We start from the raw sequence: 17,937 nt of genomic DNA, 5'->3' as shown, positions 1-17,937 counted from the left end.
GCATTCACGACCTGGAGCAATGTATGTGGGCTGGAACCCTTTACGCCCTGGCCGCGGGCCTGATGTGGGGGCTGGTCTTCATCGGGCCGCTGCTGCTGCCGGAATACCCCGCCGCCCTGCAATCCGTGGCCCGCTATCTTGCCTTTGGCCTGATCGCCCTTCCGCTCGCCTGGCTGGACCGCCGCAACCTGCGCCGCCTGACCCGCAGTGACTGGATCGAGGCGGTCAAGCTCGCCGCCATCGGCAACCTGCTGTATTACCTATGCCTGGCCAGCGCCATCCAGCGGGCCGGCGGCCCGGTCCCGACCATGATCATCGGCACGCTGCCCGTGGTCATCGCCATCAGCGCCAACCTGCGCAACGCCCGGCGCGATGGGCGGCTGCCGTGGAAGCGGCTGGCGCCGTCGCTGGCCCTGATCGCGATCGGCATCGGCTGCGTCAATCAGGTGGAGCTGCAGGCGCTGCGCCAGGCGCCGGACGCCGACCTGTCGCGCTACGCGATCGGCGCCGTGCTGGCGCTTGGCGCGGTCGCCTGCTGGACGTGGTATCCGCTGCGCAACGCCGACTGGCTGCGCGACCATCCCGGCCGAAGTCCTCGCACGTGGGCCACCGCGCAGGGCGTGGCCACGCTGCCGCTGGCGCTGGCGGGCTACGCGCTACTGTGGATCGGCATGTCGGCCGCCGGCAGCCGTTTCGACATGCCGCTGGGTCCGCGGCCCGACGTGTTTCTGGGGCTCATGATCGCCATCGGGCTGTTCGCGTCCTGGCTGGGCACGCTGTGCTGGAACGAAGCGAGCCAACGCCTGCCCACGGCGCTGGCCGGTCAGCTCATCGTGTTTGAAACGCTGGCCGCGCTGGCGTACGCCTTTATCCTGCGCGGCGCCATGCCAGCGCCATTGACGCTTGTCGGCATCGGCTGCCTGATGGTCGGCGTTCTGCGGGCGGTACGCGTGAAACCCGAGCCCGCCGCGGCGGCGGCCTGACGCCTCTTGCCGACCGCCAGCACAAATAATTAGACGTCGTATAATTTTCAACGTCGTCTAATTCTTGAACCCGCCATGCCCTTCTCTTCTTTTCTTTCGCCCGCCGCCGACGCGGCCGACGCCGGACGCCGCGAACGCAAGCGCCAGCAGACGCTGGACCATCTGACGCAGACGGCGTGGCGGCTCTTCGAGGCCCTGGGGTACGACGCGATCACGATGGAGCAGATCGCCGCGCAGGCGGACGTGTCCAAAGGCACGCTCTACAACCACTTTCCCGTCAAGGAAGCGCTGCTGGCGCACCGCTTTCACGCCGAGCTGGCGGCGTCCCTGGCCGAATTGTGGCCGGCGCTGAAGGCGCTGCCCACGCTTGCCGCGCGGCTGACGCGCCTGTTGCATGCCTCGGCACACTGGTCCGAATCGCACCGCGCCTATCTCGGTCCTTACTTGCGCTACCGCTTCGCCAGCATGCAGACCACCGGACGCGACGACGAACGCCATCCGCGCAGCGGCCTGCAGCGTGTGTTCGCGACGTTGATCCAGGACGCGCAAGCGGCCAACCAGGCCCGGTCCGACCTGGACGCGGACCTCTTGGCGCACCACCTTCAGTTTCTTTACCTGGGCGCGTTGCTGCGCTGGCTGGACCAGCCCGGCGCATCGCTCAAACAGGAATTTGACGCCGCCATCACCCTTTTCGTGGACGGCGTCGGCGGGAGCGCGGCATGAGCGCCCTGGTGCTGGACTGGGCGGCGGCGGCCGAATCCGGTCCGCAAGCTGCGGGCGGCAAGGGTTGGCAACTGGGCCGCTTGGCGCAGTTCGGCGTGCCGGTACCGGACGGCTTTGTGCTGGCCGCCCAGGCCAGCCACGCCCATCAGCCGGGCCGGGACGTGCCCGACGCTGTCTTGGACGTGCTGCATGAGGCCTTGCGCGAACGCGGCTGGCTGGATCGTCCACTGGCGCTGCGCTCGTCCGCGCCGCAGGAGGACTCCGCGCGCGCCTCGTTTGCCGGCATCCACTTGTCCTGCCTGAACGTGCGGGGGCCCGAGGCGGTTCACCAGGCGCTGCGGCGCATCTGGGATTCGCTGTTTACGCCCCAGGCGCAGGCTTACCGTCAGCGTCTTGGCCTGCCGGCGGACGGCGCGGGCGGCATGGCAGTGGTGGTGATGCCGATGATCGACGCGGTGGCCTCGGGCATCGCCTTCACCATCGATCCCGCGACGGGCCGCCACGACGAGATGGTCATCCACGCGAACTGGGGCTTGGGAGAGTCGCTGGTGAACGGCGAGGCGGACGGCGACGCCTACCACCTGCGCGAGGATTACCTGCGCCAGGCATGGCCCGTCGCGCGGCGGCGCATCGGCGCCAAGCGCCTCGCCACGACGCCGGCCGCAAACGGAGGAACGCAGCGCAGCGACACGTCCGACGCGCGCGCCGCGCAGGCCGTGCTGACGGATACCCAGGCCGAAACGCTGGGCGACATGGCACGCGACGCTGCCCGCGCGCTGGACTACAGCGGCGCCGGCTACGACATCGAGTGGGCGTGGGACGGCGAGAGATTCTGGATCGTGCAGGCCCGGCCCATCACCGCGTCGGCGCGCCACACCTATCCCGCATTGCAAGGCCAGCCCGACTATTGGTCGCGCGGCAACACGCGCGAAGTGTTGCCGCAGGTGATGTCGGCAATGGAATGGGATGCGGGGCGCGTCATGGCCCAGCGCATGCTGACCTGCGGATTCGAACTGAGCGGCTACGAATCCCTGCCCGGCGTGCGGCTGGCCGCGTTGCTGCGTGGCCGCGCCTATCTCAATGCCTCGGTCATCCAGTGGGTCGGCTACGACGCGCTGGGGGTCAAGCCCCGCGACATGAACGCGCTGCTGGGCGGCGCACAGCCCGAGATCCACGTGAAGCCGCTGTCCCTGGGCCAGCGCGTGCGGCACGGCCTGCGCATCGTGCGCTATCTTCGCCGTGCCGCGCCCCTGCGCCGTCACGCCGCCGACAACCTGCCCCGTCTGCTGGCCCGCGCGCAGCAATGGCTCAGGGCGCCCTTGCCGGCGTCCAACCCTGCGCTGGGCGCCAGCTTGCGCCAGCAGTTCGAAACCGTGCTGGCCGCGGATGAACTGTTCTTTTTGCAGGGCTCGGGGGGCGGCGCGCTTTCCAAGCTGCTGGAACTGGTCGAGAAAGCCGTGCCCGGCGAAGGCCATGCGCTGACCGCCGCCCTGATGGCAGGCGGCGACCCCAGCGTCACCGCGCAGCAGGGCTACGCCCTGATGACGCTGGCCCAGCTGGCGGCCGAGGACGCGCAGGCGCTTGCCTGGCTGCGCGCGCCGGACCGCGACGACGCCGCGTGGGCCGAGGCGTTGCCAGGCGTCAGCCCCTTCAAGACGGCCTTTGCCGAATTCCTGGAGCGCTACGGCCATCGCGCCGTGTACGAAACCTACCTGCGCAACCCGCGTTGGCGCGAGGCGCCGGGCTATTTGCTGAATAGTGTGCTGAACCTGATCGGCGCCGATCCGGCCGCCCTGCGCGCGCGGCAACGCGAGGCCGCGCAAGCGGCATGGCGCCGCGTGCGCCGTGCCTTGCCCTTCTGGCAGCGGCCGCTGGCGGCCAAGCTGCTGGCCGCCTCCCGCCTGGAAGGCAACCAGCGCGAGGCGGCGCGCAGCGTGCTCGTGGCATATCTGGCCGTGGCCCGCCGAAGCGCGCTGGAACTGGGTCGCCGCACCGCCGGTCCGCACGGGCTGGCCGCGCCCGAAGACGTCTTCCACCTGAATGCGGCCGAGATCTTCGCGCTGGCGGACGGCCGGATCGGCGCGGCGGCGCTGGGCCGGCGCGCCACGGCCCGGCGGGCGCAATTGCAGGCCTGGTCGGCCCTGCCGGACCTGGATGTCATCACCGATCACGCCGGCGCCACCCCGCAAGCCCGCGAACAGGAAGCGCGCGCGCCTGCGGCCGGCGCAATGAACGCCTGGCGCGGCACGCCGGTGGCCGGGGGCCGCGTGCGTGGGCGCGCGTTCGTGGCGCGCACGCCTGACGAGGGCCTGGCGATGCCGGCCGGCGGCATCCTGGTCGCGGCGTCTTCCGACCCGGCGTGGACGCCCCTCTTTTTGCGCGCGGGCGCGGTGGTGATGGAAGTCGGCGGTTATCTGTCGCACGCCGCCATCGTGGCGCGCGAATTTGGCATCCCCGCCGTGGTCAGCGTCCACGGCATCCTGCAAGACGTCACCACCGGCGATGTGCTGGAGGTGGACGCGGTGCGCGGCATCATCCACCGCGTGACGGGCGAAGCGCCCGGCTGATATGTCGTTCAGGCGGGCGTTGCCGCCGCCAGTTCGAACTGAAACACCGCCCCGCCCTCGGCGTCGTCGACCAGCCGGATTTCGCTCTGGTGCAGTTGCAGGATGCGCTGCACGATGACCAGCCCCAACCCGCCGCCCTCGCTAGGCCCCCGGTTCAGCGCCGAGGCGCGCGTGAATAGTCCGGCGCGCAATTCGTCCGGAATGCCTGCGCCGGAATCGCTGACCTGCACGCGCACGCGGTTGCGCGCCAGCCCCAGCTGCAATTCGATCCGGCCGCCCGGCGGGCTATGGCGGATCGCGTTGTCCAACAGGTTCGTCAGCACACGCTCGATCAGGCCCAGGTCCGCACGCACCGGCGGCAGCGCTTGCGCGATGTCCGTGGACAGCCGCTGCTGGCGCGCCTCGGCGGCCAGTTCAAATTTCTGCATCACGTCCTGCACCAGTTCAGGCAGCGAAAACGTCTCGGGCTCAAGGCGCACCAGTCCGGACTCCAGCCGCGCCAGTTCGAATAGCTCCTGCGCCAGCCGCCCCACCTTGCGGCTTTGCGCCAGCGCGATGTCCAGATAGCGGCGGCGCTCGGCCGGCGCAAGCGTCTCGTCCTTGAATCGCAGCGTTTCCAGATACCCGTGCAGCGATGTCAGCGGCGTGCGCAGATCGTGCGAAATATTGGCGACCAGGTCCCGGCGCTGCTGGTCCTGGCGCGTCAGTTCCCGCCACTGTTCCGAGATGCGCCGCCCCATCTGCGCAAACGTGCGCCGCAGCACCGCGATCTCGTCGCCATTGCGGGCAGCCGCGTCGCCCGGCTGCTCCAGCGCGGCCAGCGCCTGGCCGTCGTCGCCCTCGAACGCGCGCACCGCGCGTGTCAGCCCCCGCAGCGGCCGCGTGATGAGCGCAAACGCGGCCAGCCCCGCCACCAATCCCAGCAAGGCCACCAGCGCGATCGACCAGAGCGTGGTGCGCAGCACCGAACTGCGCGACACATCCATCGCCAGCGCATCATGCGCCTGCCCCTGCAGCACCACGTACACATAGCCCTGTTCGCGCCCATCCACGCGCACGGGCGCGGCGCTGAACACCTTTTGCGCATCGGCGCTGCGCGGATCGTCGCCCGTGATGGGCAGCATCCCCCCGGCCAGCAGACGCTTGACCGGACCGAGGTCCACGCGTTCGCGCTTGATCTGCCCGGGCGGCGCGGCGTCGCCCACGATCCGGCCATCGCTCGACAGCAGGTAGACCTCAACTGCCGGATTCACGGTCATCAACATGTCGAACATTGAGCGGACCGCGCCCGGCTTCCAGCCGCTGGCGTCCATCAGTTCGGTGGAACCGGCGATGTGCTGCGCCAGTCCGCTGGACAGCCGCTGCACGACCTCCTGTTCATACCGCGAGTTGGCCGCGATCTGCAGCCAGGCGGACGCGCCGCAGCAGGCAAGCAAGAGCAGCGCAAACACGCCCGACAGGCGTTGGGTCAAGGTGAAGCGTTTCATGGCTGTCCCCCCGGCGCGGCCGCGAACTTGTAGCCCCGGCCCCAGACCGTCAGGATGCGCTGCGGGTCGGACGGGTCGGCTTCTATCTTGGTGCGCAGCCGGTTGATGTGGGTGTTGACCGTGTGCTCGTACCCTTCGTGCTGGTAGCCCCACACCTGGTTCAGCAGGTCCATGCGCGAGAACACCTTGTCCGGATGCCGCGCAAAAAAGTGCAGCAGGTCGAACTCGCGCGGCGTGAGATCCAGCCGGCGCGCATCCACGTCCACCGTCCTGGCGATGGGGTCGATCGACACGCCGTGAACGGACAGGCTACCGGCCTCCTGGCGCGCGTTGCGTTCGATGGCATCGCTGCGGCGCAACAGCGCACGCACCCGCGCCACCAGTTCCAGCATCGAGAACGGCTTGGCCAGGTAGTCGTCCGCGCCCAGCTCCAGTCCCAGGATGCGGTGCACCTCGCTGGAGCGCGCGCTGGTGATGATGATGGGGGTGTAGCGCGCCATCGCGCGTGCCCGCTTGCAGATTTCCAGGCCGTCGATGCCCGGCAGCATCAGATCCAGCACCAGCGCATCCCAGCCGCCTTCTTCAAGCAGGCGCATGCCCTCGTTGCCGTCGGCCGCATGCTCGACCGCGTAGCCCTCGTCGCGCAGATGCAGCCGCAGCAGTTCGGCAATGTGGGCGTCGTCTTCAACTATCAGTACGCGGCGGGGCGTATCCATGGGGCAACCTGGGACATGAGCGATGCGCCTATTGTCGCCAATCGGCGGGGGCCAAAGTTCACATTTAATTTAACTTTGCGTGAGGACTTCGGTATTGGCGCCGGGGAAGAATGCGTCCAACGACATTCACCGGAGACCGCCATGATGGCTCCACCTGCAATCGAACAAGCGCCGGGCGCCCCTCAGCCGGCCATACACCCCCGCTGGTTGCGGGTGACGCATTGGCTGAACGCGCTTGCCGTGGTCATCATGGCCATGAGCGGCTGGCGCATCTACAACGCCGCGCCCTTTTTCGATTTCACCTTTCCCAACGGCATCACGTTGGGCGGCTGGCTGGGCGGGGCCTTGCAGTGGCACTTTGCCGGCATGTGGCTGCTGGTTGCCAATGGCCTCATCTATCTGGCGTTGAACGCCGCCAGCGGCCGTCTGTGGCGCAAATTCCTGCCCGTCAGCCCGGGCGGCGTCATCCGCGACCTGCTGGCCGCGCTGCGGGGCCGGCTGTCGCACGCCGACCCGCGCCGCTACAACCAGGTGCAGCGTCTGGCGTACCTCTTTGTGATGGTGGACATCGCCGTGCTGGTGTTGTCCGGCCTGGTGCTGTGGAAGTCCGTGCAGTTCGGCCTGTTGCGCGACCTGATGGGCGGCTACGAGGCCGCGCGGCGCGTGCACTTTTTCGCAATGGCGCTTTTGGCCGGGTTTGTCGCCGTGCACCTGGCAATGGTGGCGCTGGTGCCCCGCAGCCTGCTCACCATGATCCGCGGCAAATAGGGAGAGCCTGCCATGACCGATAAACGACGCCTTCTGCCGGGCCTGGACGCCCCGGCCATCCTGCGCGAAGCCGGAAAACTGCTGGACAGGCGCGTCGAGCAGCCGTCCCGCCGCGCCTTCCTGCGCCGTGGCCTGACACTGGGCGGCCTGGCCATGCTGTCGGGCTGCTCGTTGTCCGACGACGAGAGCGTCGAACAGGCGCTGTCGGCCGTCTCCCGCTTCAACGACCGCGTGCAGGGCTGGATTTTCGATCCCGCCAAACTGGCGCCGACCTATCCGGAATCCATGATCACCCGGCCGTTTCCCTTCAATGCCTTTTACGGCATCGACGAGGTGCCGCAGGTGGACGAGGCGTCGTTCCGGCTGGAAGTCACCGGCCTGGTGGCCGACAAACGCCGCTGGCGGCTGGACGAGCTGCGCGCGATGGCACAGGTGGACCAGGTCACGCGGCACATCTGCGTCGAAGGGTGGAGCGCCATCGGCAAATGGGGCGGCGTGCCGTTCGCGGATTTCTTGAAGCGCGTCGGCGCCGACCTGTCGGCCAAGTATGTCGGCTTCAAGTGCGCCGACGACTACTACACCAGCATCGACATGCCCACCGCGCTGCATCCGCAGACGATCTTGGCCCTGACCTACGACGGCCGGACGCTGCCCCCCGAGTACGGCTTCCCCATGAAGCTGCGCATGCCTACGAAGCTTGGCTACAAGAACCCCAAGCACATCCAGGCGATTTTCGTCACCAACACCTACCCGGGCGGTTACTGGGAGGACCAGGGCTACAACTGGTTCGGCGGAAGCTAGGTGAATTCCCTTCTTTTTTCCCCTGAACAAAGGAACGCATCATGAGCAAACTGACCACCGCCGCCCTGTCCCTGTGCCTGGCCCTTGGCGCCACGGCCGCCCACGCCGCCGACACCATGGGCAAGGAAGGCATGAGCAAGAGCGGCATGTCCAAGGAGGCGCCGTCCCAGGACGGCATGAAGAAGGATTCGATGTCTCGCGATGGCATGTCGAAAGGCTCGATGTCCAAGGATTCGATGTCAAAGGACTCCATGTCGAAGGATTCGATGTCCAAGAATTCGATGTCCAAGGATTCCATGTCCCGGAATTCAATGTCCAGGGACGCGATGGGCAAGGATGGCATGTCCAAGGACGGCATGCAGAAGTAAACCCGCGCGGGGACCGCGTGAACCGGTCCCCGCCTGAACGAACCCGCACGGAATTCGCCATGAACCTCAAACGCAGACACTTCCTGGGGCTGGGCGGCGCGGCAGCCGCCGCCGCGGGCCTTGCCCCCTTGCTGGCCACGCGCGGCGGCAGCGCGCAGGCCGCCTCGGCCACGGCATCGTTTCCCTACACGCTGACGGACGCGCAATGGCGCGAACGCCTGACGCGCGAGCAGTATCAGGTGCTGCGCCGCGACGGCACCGAGCGCCCCTACTCCAGCCCGCTCAACGACGAACACCGCAAGGGCACCTTCGCCTGCGCCGGCTGCGAACACCCCCTGTTCTCCTCCTCGACCAAGTTCGACAGCGGCACGGGCTGGCCCAGCTTCTGGCAGCCCCTGCCCAGCGCCGTCGGCGAAACGCGCGACCGCAGCTTCGGCATGGTCCGCACGGCCGTCCACTGCGCCAACTGCGGCGGCCATCTGGGCCACGTGTTCGACGACGGCCCGCGCCCCACCGGCCTGCGCTACTGCATGAACGGCGTGGCGATGACCTTCGCCCCGCAAGCCTGATCGCGATCTGCATTCCTGAAAGGACCCGACATCATGTCCAAGCATCCCACCCTGCGCCGGCTCTGCGCCGCGCTCGCCACCGCCGGCGGCCTCCTCATTTCAAGCGCCACGCCAGCCGCCGAACGGGCCTTCATCATCCCGCCGCCTGCCGCGGACCAGGCAGCCAGTGCGGCGGCAACCGCCACGCAGGAAAAAGCCGTCATCGCAGGCGGCTGCTTCTGGGGCGTGCAGGCCGTGTTCCAGCACGTGAAGGGCGTAAGCAACGCCGTATCGGGATATGCCGGCGGGCAGGCCGGCACGGCCAACTACAACGCCGTCGGCAGCGGCCGCACCGGCCACGCGGAAGCCGTGGAAATCACCTACGATCCGCGGCAGATCAGCTATGGCCAGCTGTTGCAGATCTACTTTTCGGTCGCGCATGACCCCACCCAGCTCAACCGCCAGGGCCCCGACCACGGCACGCAGTACCGATCCGCCGTCTTTCCCGCCAATGACAGCCAGCGCAAGGTGGCCGAGGCGTACATCGCGCAGCTCAACAAGACAGGGGTGTATCCCAAAGCGCTGGCCACCACCATTGAACCGCTGCAGGCGTTCTATCCCGCCGAGGACTATCACCAGGATTATCTGGTGCGCAATCCGAACAGCCTGTACATCGTGATCAATGACGTGCCCAAGGTCGAGAACCTGGCAAAGACGTTTCCGGATTGGTGGCGCGACAAGCCGGTGCTGGTGGGTGCAAAGCATTAAATTGGGGACGCCGGAGCGCCTGACAGCGAGCAACGTAAAATGTCAGGCTTCCAGCCTCAATATGCTTCTCATATGAACCTTGATCGCCTGCGTCGCGAGTTCCCCGACTTCGACATCACCACCTTGCCGCCCCTTCCCGAAGGGTATTCAGACTCGTCGAGCTATATCGATGCAGCGCCTTCATTCACGAACGAGGCGCGTGGACTGAAGGTGTACGTCGACTACGCCAACTATGCCGATCGCGAATCCGGCCGGAGCCAGCGCTTCTGTGTGTCGCGCTACGACGAGGAAGCTGACGACTACGAGGACCTCGCCCTGTCGACCAACGACTGGGACGAGGTCACGCGCTTCCTGGCCACCTGAGCGTCCTGGCCGCGCCGCCACGTCAACCGAGGACCCGATGGCAGGTTCGCAAGTCCGAGTAACGCTGTCGCTGATCGCGCCCGCGCTGCTATTGATCTTCGGCGTTACCTTCCTCGCCATCTGGTTCTTCTTCCATCGCAGACGTTTCCTGCTGCACCTCGCGGCAGGCTGCGCGACGTTTGCGTGCGGAGCGATTTCACAAGTTCTGTACGTGCCCCGCGACACGGGACTCAACGCGCTGGTTTCGGGTTTTCTGTACACGGCGGCGGCTTGCCTGGTCGTGCAGGGCGTGCTTGAACGCGCACGCGTTCGCCTGCCCTGGACCGCGTATGGCCTCTATGGCGCGGCGATCATGGCCGCGCTTTGGTACTTCTTCTACGTCGATCGCAACCTGCTCGTGCGCGTTTACGTGCTGAATGCAGGCTTCGGATTGCTGTTCTGCTATGCCGCGTGGCGCCTGCGGCGCGCTTCGCGTCAGCGCCCGATCGACAAGGCGCTTTTCCTTGTGGTGCTGCTTTTCGGCCTGCACTTTGTTCCGCGCACATTGCTGAGCATGGGCAGGCTGGCGCCACAGGGCGCGCTTGCGTTTGCCGACTCCGCATTCTGGCAAATGTTGCAGCTTTCTCTAGCGGTATTCAGCGTTGCGCTGGCGCTCACGCTGCTGATTGCAATTGCAGCCGACGCCATTGACGAGGTCCGCAAGGAAGGCGACAAGGATTGGCTGACGGGCGTCTACAACCGGCGCGGCTTCGAAACACGCGTGCGCGCGCTCCAATCGAACGGACACGCCCCGGTGGCGCTCATCGTCTGCGATGTGGACAATTTCAAGCGCATCAATGATCTGCATGGGCACCAGAGCGGGGACCAGGTGCTCACGCAGGTGGCCAAGGTTCTTGAGCAAGCGGTGCGTAAGCACGACGTGCTTGGGCGCATCGGCGGCGAGGAATTCGGCATCTTCCTGCCGGACACCGATCTGCCCGAGGCCGTGCGCTGCGCGGAACGCCTGCGCGCCGCGGTGGAGCAAGCCGTGCGGGATCCGGGCGGCCAAGCGCCGGTCACGATCAGCGCGGGCGTGGCGCACACGGATCGCTTCGAATCCTGGGAAGCGATGTATCACGAGGCTGACGCCAAGCTCTATCAAGCCAAGCGGGCCGGCCGGAACCGGATCATGGGCTGACAGGGTTTGCCTGCCCCTTCAGCCACCCCGCCACCGCCTGAACCGCCCCCGACGCCTCCCGCCCGGCGAACATCGCCAGGTGATACGTGTGCCCGTCGATCTCGGGCCCGAACGGTTGCACCAGGTGCCCCGCCCGCAACTCATCATCCACCAGCGCCAAGCTGACCAACGCGATCCCGTGCCCGGCCACCGCGGCCTGTATCGCATGGCCTTCATCCGAGAACCGCAACTGCCCGGCTTCCGGCGGCAGCGGACGCCCGGCGATCGCGAACCAGCGCTCCCACGTCGGGTTGTCGGGTTGCGCGCGCTTCCAGTCAAAGCGGATCAGCGGCACCCGCGCCAGATCGTCGGGCGAGACGACGCCAAGGCGGGGATTAGCCACCGGTGCGAACCGGTCGGTGAACAAGGGCTGCACCGCCAGCCCGGGGTACGGCCCCCGGCCATAGCGGATGGCGATGTCGACGGCGGACGAGCGCAGGTCGACGAGGTCGTCGCTGGCCTGCAGCTGCAGATCGATATCCGGATGCCGGCGCCGGAAATCGGCCATGCGCGGCACCAGCCACTTCACGGTGAACGCATTGGTCGCGGAAATGCTGACCTGCGCGCGCGTGCGCTGCTGCGTCAGGCGCGCCAGTGTCGCCTCGAATTTGTCGAAGCCGTCGCGCAGCACCGGGTACAGCTGCGCCCCGGTGTCGGTCAGCGTCACCTTGCGCACCTGGCGATCGAACAGCGCCAGGCCCGTTCCCGCTTCCAGCGCGCGGATCTGATGGCTGACGGCCGTGGGGGTGACGGCAAGTTCCTCGGCGGCGGCCTTGAAGCTGCCCAGGCGCGCGGCGGCCTCGAAGGCGCGCAGCGCGGAAAGCGGGAGGGACCGGCGTTGCATGGGCGGGGCTCACATAGATGAATTTTTCTCGTCTTATAGCTGACAAACGAACCTTTGTCACGGCCAGGCCGGAATTCTAAAGTTCAGGCACTGGGCGGCGCATCAACCGACAACCCCCGTCCGGATATAGATGAAGGAATTCGCATCATGCTCAAACAGGTCATCACCCAGCCCGACAACTACGCGCCCTTCCTGCTGTCGCAGGGCATCCAGTTCGGCAATCTGCTCTTCATCTCGGGCCAGGCCGGCGCCGCCGACGATGGGAAGATCGTGGACGGCGGATTTCTGGCGCAGGGCGAACAGGCGTTCAGTAATCTGCACCGCGCGCTGGAAGCCGGCGGCTCGCGCCTGGAGGACGTCATCAAGGTCACCATCTTCGTGACCGACATGGGACATTTCGACGACGTGGTTGCCCTGCGCCGCAAGTTCTTTTCGGCGCCCTACCCGGCCGACACGATTGCCGAGATCAAGGCGCTGTACGATCCGGCCGCGATGATCGAGATCGAGGCCATCGCCGCGGTCCGCCCCACGGAGGGCCGCTGACATGACCGCCGCTACCGATCGACGGCAGGACGCGCAGAACGCGCCCGCCGGCCTGTTCACGTCGCTGCGGGTGGGCAGCGTGGACCTGCCCAACCGGCTGGCCGTCGCGCCCATGACTCGGGTCAGCGCCACCGCCGATGGCCTTGCCACGGCGCAGATGGCGGGCTACTACGAAGCGTTTGCGCGCGGCGGGTTCGGGCTGGTCATCACCGAAGGTATCTACACCGATAAGGCGCATGCCCAGGGTTACCTGTTCCAGCCCGGCCTGGCCGACGACGCGCAGCGCGATGCGTGGCGGCCCGTGGTGGACCGCGTGCATGCGCAAGGCGGGCGGATCTTTGCCCAGCTCATGCACGCCGGTGCGCTGTCGCAAGGCAATCCGCATCGGCCCGGGACAAAAGGCCCATCGGCCGTGTTGCCGTCCGGGCAGCAGATGACCTTCTATCGCGGCCAGGGTCCGTACCGGATGCCGCACGCGATGAACCTGGACGACATCGGCGAGGTGGTCGAAGGCTTTGCGCAGGCGGCCCGCCGCGCGCAGGAAGCGGGGTTTGACGGCGTCGAGATACACGGCGCCAACGGATACCTGCTGGACCAGTTCCTTACGCGCCACACGAATCGGCGCGAGGACGGCTACGGCGGCAGTCTGGAGAACCGGCTGCGGCTGACGGTGGACGTGATTCAGGCGGCGCGCCAATCGACATCGGGAACCTTCGTGGTCGGCGTGCGCACCTCGCAGGGCAAGGTGAATGACTTCACGCACAAGTGGGAAGGCGGCCAGGACGACGCGGCGCGGATCTTCGGCGCGCTGGGCGCGGCGCCCATCGATTACGTGCACACCACTGAGTTCGAGGCCTGGCGACCCGCCTTTGGCGACAGCGGCGCGAGCCTTGCGGCATTGGCGCGCCGCCATGTCCGGGTACCCGTGCTGGCAAACGGATCCCTGCACGATCCGCGCCAGGCCGAGGCCCTGCTGGCGCGCCAGGACGCGGATTTCGTGTCGCTGGGCCGCGGGGCGCTCACGCACGCCGACTGGCCTGCCCGGCTGCGCGCGGGCGCGCCGCACGAGGGCTTTGACCGGGGACTGCTGGCGCCGATTGCAGACCTGGACAACGCGGCGCGTCACCGGGCTGCGACAGCGCCTGACGCGGGCCGAGTTGAAAGCGCGGCCGCCGGGCACGCCTGAACGCCCCAGCGCGCCGGGTCAGCCGGGATGCCGCAACGCCTGGAAAATCCAGGTGCCGATGCCGGTGATCGCGGCGTCGCCATGCGGCAATCCCATCACCTGCAGTCCCAGCGGCAGGCCATCGACGGCCATCAACGGCACATTGATCGCGGGCGCGCCCAACAGTGACGACGCGCAGGCAAACGAGACGTCGCCCGTCGGATACCGGGTGTCGCGGATGTCCGCCGCAATGGGCGCCGCGCCGCATGCATTCAGGCTGACCAGCGCGTCGCATTGCGTGGCCAGGGCCGCCAGGCATTGGCGCGCGTGCTCGCGCAGCAGCAGGCATTCGCGGTAATCCGCCAGCGTCATGGCGCGCCCGCTTTCCAGTTGCCGCACCAGACTTGGGCCGAGGGTGTCGGGGTGATTGGCGACCAGGTTGGCCAGCGACCAGCGCTGTTCCCAGGAAATGAGCCGCAACGACAGGGGCGCCGCTTGCGAGATGGCGCGCTCCAGCGCATCGACCAGCGCCGAATCGCCGCGCCGGATGATCGACACGCCTTGCCGCGAGAACGCGCCCAGGGTGGCCTCGAACGCCTCGCGGGCCTGCGGTTCGGCGCGCGCCCACCCCTCGGTTTCCAGCGCAACGAGCCGCGCCGGCTTGCGTGCGGCCGGCGCCTGCAGCGGGCCATAGAGGCCGGGCTGGCCGGGATCGCCGCCCGCCCGCAGGGCAATTTCCGCCGCCGCCGTCCACATGTCTTCGACGGAATTGGCATGGATCCCGATATGCGCCTGGCTCAGCCCCAACCGCTCGCCACGATTGAGCGCGCCGAACGTCGGCTTCAAGGCCCAGTTGGCGTTGTAGCTGGCCGGCCGCAATACCGACCCCACCAGTTGCGAACCAATGGCCATGGGCACCATGTTGGCGCCCACCACGGCGGCCGACCCGCTGGACGATCCGCCCGGCGTGCGCCGCGGATCGAACGGATTGGTCGTCGGGCCGGGGTCCAGAAACCCCAGCGCCGTGGTGACCGTCTTGCCCAGGATGATCGCGCCGGCATCGCGCAGCGCACGGACCACGGCGCTGTCGTTCTTGGGAAAGTTGCCGTCAAAAGCGGCGCAGCCCATCTGCGTGGGCATGTCGCGCGTTTCGATCAAGTCCTTGATGCCGACGGGCATGCCGTCGATGGCGGACAGCGGCCGGCCGTCACGATAGCGCTGGGCGCTGGCGTCGGCGGCGGCCCGGGCGCCCGCCTCGTTCAGGACGACCCAGCCCTTGAGCTGGCCCTCCCGCGCGGCAATCACTTCCAGGCAGCGTTCCAGATAGTCGCGGGGCGTGTCGCGGCGGTCGTCAAACGCGGCGCGGGCGTCATGAAAAGTCAGGGCAGCGTGGGTGCTGGGATCGTAGGTCAAGGCGTGGCTCCGGTGGTCTTATTCACTGCTTTTGATGCCGAGGGTGCGAATCAGCGCGCTCCAGCGGGCGTATTCGGCGCGAAAGAACGTATCGAAATCCGCGGGCGAACCCGGCTGCACCTGCAGATTGATGCCCTTCAGGCGCTCCAGGATCGCGGGCTCGGCCAGGACCTCATTCAGGTCACGGTTGATCTTCTGCTTGATGTCGTCCGGCAGCCCGGCGGGCGCGAACAGGCCATACCAGGCTTCCAGCCGCAGCCCGGGCAGGCCGGCCTCGGCGGCGGTCGGCACGTCGGGCAGGGCCTCCAGGCGCTGCGGCGACGCCAGGGCATAGGCCTTGAGCTTTCCGCCCTTCACATGATTGATGACGTTGCCCGACGCAAACTGCACCAGCAGGTCGACCTCGCCGCCGATGGCCGCCATCGAGGCCTCCAGCGCGCCCCGATACGGCACGTGCATCACGTCCACCTGGGCCTCGCGCTTGAAGATTTCGGTAAACAGCTGAAGAGACGATCCCGAGCCGTTCGAGGCGTAGGTGTACTTGCCCGGCTCGGCGCGGAAACGCTTGATCAGCGCGGACAGGTCGGCATCGTCGATGCCCGGCCGGGTCAGGACCAGCACGGGCAAGCTGCCGATCTTGCCGATGCGCGCGAGGCCGTTCTCGACATCGATCTTGGCATTGGGGTTCAGGGCAGGCAGCGTGGCCAGCTCATTGAAGGTCAGCATCAGCGTGTAGCCATCGGGCTTGGCCCGGGCCACGTAGTCGGCGCCGATGAGCGTGCCCGCCCCCGGCTTGTTCTCCACCACGACGGCCTGCCCCCAGCGCTGCGCGAGCCGGGGGCCGATCAACCGGGCAAGAATATCGGCGGTGCCGCCCGGCGTGGTCGGCACCACGATGCTGACGGGACGCTGCGGATAGCCGGCCGCCGAAGCGGTCCCGGCCAGCACCGCGGCGCCGCAGAAGGCGGCAATTCCGATCCGTCGAACCAACGTTCTGAACATGGATTTCCCCTTATGGCTGTTCTTGGCCGCAAAGTCGGGCGGCCGTGCCATCTTGGGCGTTCGCGCGGCGGGGTTCAAACGACTTTATCTATGGCACACTTAACTTTTTGTTAACTGAACCGCCGCGATGACCGCCCTGCCTCCGCTCAACGCGCTGCGCTGTTTCGAGGTCGCCGGCCGCCTGGGCAGCATCACCAGCGCGGCCGAGGAACTCAGCGTGACGCCCGCCGCCATCAGCCGCCAGATTCGTCTGCTGGAGGAACACCTGGGGCTCAAGCTGTTCCTGCGCCAGCACCGCCGCATCGTGCTCACCTCCATGGGTGCGGCGTATCACGCCGACATCTCGCGCTGCTTTGGCGGGATGCAGCGCGCCACGTCCGAACTGGGCGAACGCTCTCGCCGCCGCCAATTCGTCATCAAGGCGCCGCACAGCGTCGCCATGCGCTGGCTGCTGCCCCGGCTGTCGGGGTTTCACCGGCAATATCCCGACATCGACGTCAAGCTGCACACGGCCGTGGACGCGCCGGACTTCGAACGCGAGGAAGTCGACGCCGGCATCTGCATGGGCGATGGCCGCTGGCGCGGCCTGGTGAGCTACAAGCTGATGGTCAATGAACTGCTGCCGGTCTGCGTGCCCGGCAAATGCGCGCGGCTGCGCACGCCCGCCGATCTGAAGGGAGAGATCCTGCTGCATACGCTGGCGCGCCCCGACTATTGGGAAATATGGCTGCAAGCCGCCGGCCTGACCGGCATCGACGTCACGCGCGGCCTGCGCTATGAATCGTCCGCGCTGGCCTACGAGGCCGCGCTGGAGGGCTACGGCGTGGCCATCGCACAAAAGCCCCTGGTGCAAAAGGAACTGGACGAAGGCCGGCTGGTGGCCCCCTTCGACCTGACCGTGGACCTGGGCGCGCAAAGCTATTATTTTGTCCTGCCCCCCGAAGACTACCGGCGGCCGTCGCCCGAACTGACGCAGTTCCGCGCGTGGGCTGCCTCCTGCGCGATCTAGCGCTGGCGGACTTTCGGCGAACGCGGATCCCGATGTCCCGGTCCGCCTGCCGCGTTAGGCTACATTGCAGGGTCGCCAACCAGGCCCGCAGCCCCCTACACGCTGCGCATCACCCCTTGCAGGAGCCGTACCGCAGTGAATGACACCTCCACGCCGGACACCGACCTTTCCGACGCGCCCAAAGAACAGCAAGCCACGCTTTGGCGCGACGACGGCTGGACCGCGCGCATCATCAAGAACGAAGACGACGACGGCTGGGCCGTCGAAATGACGCTGGACGGCCAGGCCGAGCCCGCGTTGGTCGGGCCCTGGACCATGGGCCGCGACAAGAAGAACCCCAAGCCGCTCGACGCCCCGGCCTTCCACACGTTGGTCAAGACGGCCAACGAAGTCCTGCGCCGCCACGAACAGCAATTGCACGCCACGCTGCACAAGAGCGTGAAGATCGACGCCGCCGAGGGCCGCCTGACCGTCAAGCTGGACATCGTTCCCGACGAGGACGAGCCCTACGCCACGCTCAGCGCCTACGACGAATTGGGCGAGCAGCTCGCCCAGATCCGCGTGCCGCCGACGTACAAGCTGAACGTGCAGCGGGCGTCGGATTGGGCAGCGGGCGGGTTTGGCCGCGAGGGCTGAGCCCCGGCCCTTGCGTG

At 67.7% G+C, this 17,937-nt stretch carries 19 protein-coding genes; 14 read left to right on the top strand and 5 right to left on the bottom strand.

Annotated elements, in window-relative coordinates; genetic code table 11:
- The first annotated feature begins 23 nt into the window (after nt 1-23).
- The 3 genes from QEP15_RS11065 (at nt 24) to QEP15_RS11055 (ending at nt 4,273) form a co-directional block, all read left to right on the top strand.
- The gene (locus tag QEP15_RS11065) at nt 24-983 is read left to right on the top strand and encodes a DMT family transporter (RefSeq protein WP_062841309.1); all 960 of its coding nucleotides are present in this window, start codon (nt 24-26) and stop codon (nt 981-983) included.
- A gap of 75 nt (nt 984-1,058) precedes the next feature.
- Nucleotides 1,059-1,706, top strand: coding sequence for a TetR/AcrR family transcriptional regulator (locus tag QEP15_RS11060; RefSeq protein WP_056317026.1), 648 nt, complete (start codon nt 1,059-1,061; stop codon nt 1,704-1,706).
- Entirely contained in the window at nt 1,703-4,273 is a 2,571-nt protein-coding gene (locus tag QEP15_RS11055; protein WP_152384255.1) for a PEP/pyruvate-binding domain-containing protein, read from the top strand. The genes QEP15_RS11060 and QEP15_RS11055 overlap by 4 nt, the downstream gene beginning before the upstream one ends.
- 8 nt (nt 4,274-4,281) lie before the next feature.
- On the opposite strand, the gene QEP15_RS11050 is transcribed toward QEP15_RS11055, so the two are convergent.
- A complete protein-coding gene (locus QEP15_RS11050) occupies nt 4,282-5,760 on the bottom strand; it encodes a sensor histidine kinase (protein ID WP_152384254.1) in 1,479 nt (492 codons plus the stop codon).
- Nucleotides 5,757-6,476 (bottom strand): response regulator transcription factor, encoded by a 720-nt coding sequence (locus tag QEP15_RS11045; RefSeq protein WP_062841313.1) that lies wholly within the window; start codon nt 6,474-6,476, stop codon nt 5,757-5,759. Before QEP15_RS11045 ends, QEP15_RS11050 begins: the two co-directional genes overlap by 4 nt.
- Before the next feature lie 141 nt (nt 6,477-6,617).
- Here QEP15_RS11045 and QEP15_RS11040 point away from each other — a divergent pair, with 141 nt between their 5' ends.
- From QEP15_RS11040 to QEP15_RS11010, 7 genes are all read left to right on the top strand, one after another.
- Nucleotides 6,618-7,244 (top strand): cytochrome b/b6 domain-containing protein, encoded by a 627-nt coding sequence (locus QEP15_RS11040; protein ID WP_152384253.1) that lies wholly within the window; start codon nt 6,618-6,620, stop codon nt 7,242-7,244.
- 12 nt (nt 7,245-7,256) lie between these two features.
- Nucleotides 7,257-8,045 (top strand): molybdopterin-dependent oxidoreductase, encoded by a 789-nt coding sequence (locus QEP15_RS11035; RefSeq protein ID WP_063953436.1) that lies wholly within the window; start codon nt 7,257-7,259, stop codon nt 8,043-8,045.
- A gap of 41 nt (nt 8,046-8,086) precedes the next feature.
- Nucleotides 8,087-8,413: a pentapeptide MXKDX repeat protein gene (locus QEP15_RS11030; protein ID WP_152384252.1), complete on the top strand. Its 327-nt coding sequence runs from the start codon at nt 8,087-8,089 to the stop codon at nt 8,411-8,413.
- A gap of 59 nt (nt 8,414-8,472) precedes the next feature.
- Entirely contained in the window at nt 8,473-8,982 is a 510-nt protein-coding gene (gene msrB / locus QEP15_RS11025) for a peptide-methionine (R)-S-oxide reductase MsrB (RefSeq protein ID WP_152384251.1), read from the top strand.
- A 33-nt stretch (nt 8,983-9,015) separates the two neighbouring features.
- Nucleotides 9,016-9,729, top strand: a complete 714-nt coding sequence (gene msrA, locus QEP15_RS11020; protein WP_152384250.1) for a peptide-methionine (S)-S-oxide reductase MsrA — start codon at nt 9,016-9,018, stop codon at nt 9,727-9,729.
- A gap of 72 nt (nt 9,730-9,801) precedes the next feature.
- Nucleotides 9,802-10,092, top strand: coding sequence for a hypothetical protein (locus QEP15_RS11015; RefSeq protein ID WP_056317005.1), 291 nt, complete (start codon nt 9,802-9,804; stop codon nt 10,090-10,092).
- Nucleotides 10,093-10,129: 37 nt separating this feature from the next.
- Nucleotides 10,130-11,269: a GGDEF domain-containing protein gene (locus QEP15_RS11010; RefSeq protein WP_152384249.1), complete on the top strand. Its 1,140-nt coding sequence runs from the start codon at nt 10,130-10,132 to the stop codon at nt 11,267-11,269.
- On the opposite strand, the gene QEP15_RS11005 is transcribed toward QEP15_RS11010, so the two are convergent.
- Nucleotides 11,259-12,152, bottom strand: coding sequence for a LysR substrate-binding domain-containing protein (locus QEP15_RS11005; RefSeq protein WP_062841319.1), 894 nt, complete (start codon nt 12,150-12,152; stop codon nt 11,259-11,261). The genes QEP15_RS11010 and QEP15_RS11005 overlap by 11 nt on opposite strands.
- Before the next feature lie 147 nt (nt 12,153-12,299).
- Here QEP15_RS11005 and QEP15_RS11000 point away from each other — a divergent pair, with 147 nt between their 5' ends.
- Both QEP15_RS11000 and QEP15_RS10995 read left to right on the top strand, forming a co-directional pair.
- Nucleotides 12,300-12,695 (top strand): RidA family protein, encoded by a 396-nt coding sequence (locus tag QEP15_RS11000; RefSeq protein ID WP_152384248.1) that lies wholly within the window; start codon nt 12,300-12,302, stop codon nt 12,693-12,695.
- A gap of 1 nt (nt 12,696) precedes the next feature.
- Nucleotides 12,697-13,881: an oxidoreductase gene (locus QEP15_RS10995; RefSeq protein ID WP_175155343.1), complete on the top strand. Its 1,185-nt coding sequence runs from the start codon at nt 12,697-12,699 to the stop codon at nt 13,879-13,881.
- 18 nt (nt 13,882-13,899) lie between these two features.
- Here the strand turns inward: QEP15_RS10995 and QEP15_RS10990 are convergent, their stop codons facing one another.
- Together QEP15_RS10990 and QEP15_RS10985 are read right to left on the bottom strand one after the other, a co-directional pair.
- Nucleotides 13,900-15,273 carry an amidase gene (locus QEP15_RS10990; RefSeq protein WP_152384247.1) on the bottom strand — a complete coding sequence of 458 codons (1,374 nt, stop codon included), beginning with the start codon at nt 15,271-15,273 and terminating at the stop codon, nt 13,900-13,902.
- 18 nt (nt 15,274-15,291) lie between these two features.
- Nucleotides 15,292-16,275: a tripartite tricarboxylate transporter substrate binding protein gene (locus QEP15_RS10985; protein WP_152384246.1), complete on the bottom strand. Its 984-nt coding sequence runs from the start codon at nt 16,273-16,275 to the stop codon at nt 15,292-15,294.
- Between the two features lie 127 nt (nt 16,276-16,402).
- On the opposite strand from QEP15_RS10985, the gene gcvA reads away from it, so the two are divergent.
- Entirely contained in the window at nt 16,403-17,284 is an 882-nt protein-coding gene (gene gcvA, locus QEP15_RS10980; RefSeq protein WP_152384245.1) for a transcriptional regulator GcvA, read from the top strand.
- A gap of 135 nt (nt 17,285-17,419) precedes the next feature.
- Nucleotides 17,420-17,920, top strand: a complete 501-nt coding sequence (locus QEP15_RS10975; RefSeq protein ID WP_056316987.1) for a hypothetical protein — start codon at nt 17,420-17,422, stop codon at nt 17,918-17,920.
- The last annotated feature ends 17 nt before the right edge of the window (nt 17,921-17,937 follow it).

It is taken from the genome of Achromobacter mucicolens (assembly GCF_029866465.1).
Classification (GTDB): domain Bacteria; phylum Pseudomonadota; class Gammaproteobacteria; order Burkholderiales; family Burkholderiaceae_B; genus Achromobacter; species Achromobacter mucicolens.
This window is presented reverse-complemented; position numbering and strand designations above follow the sequence as displayed.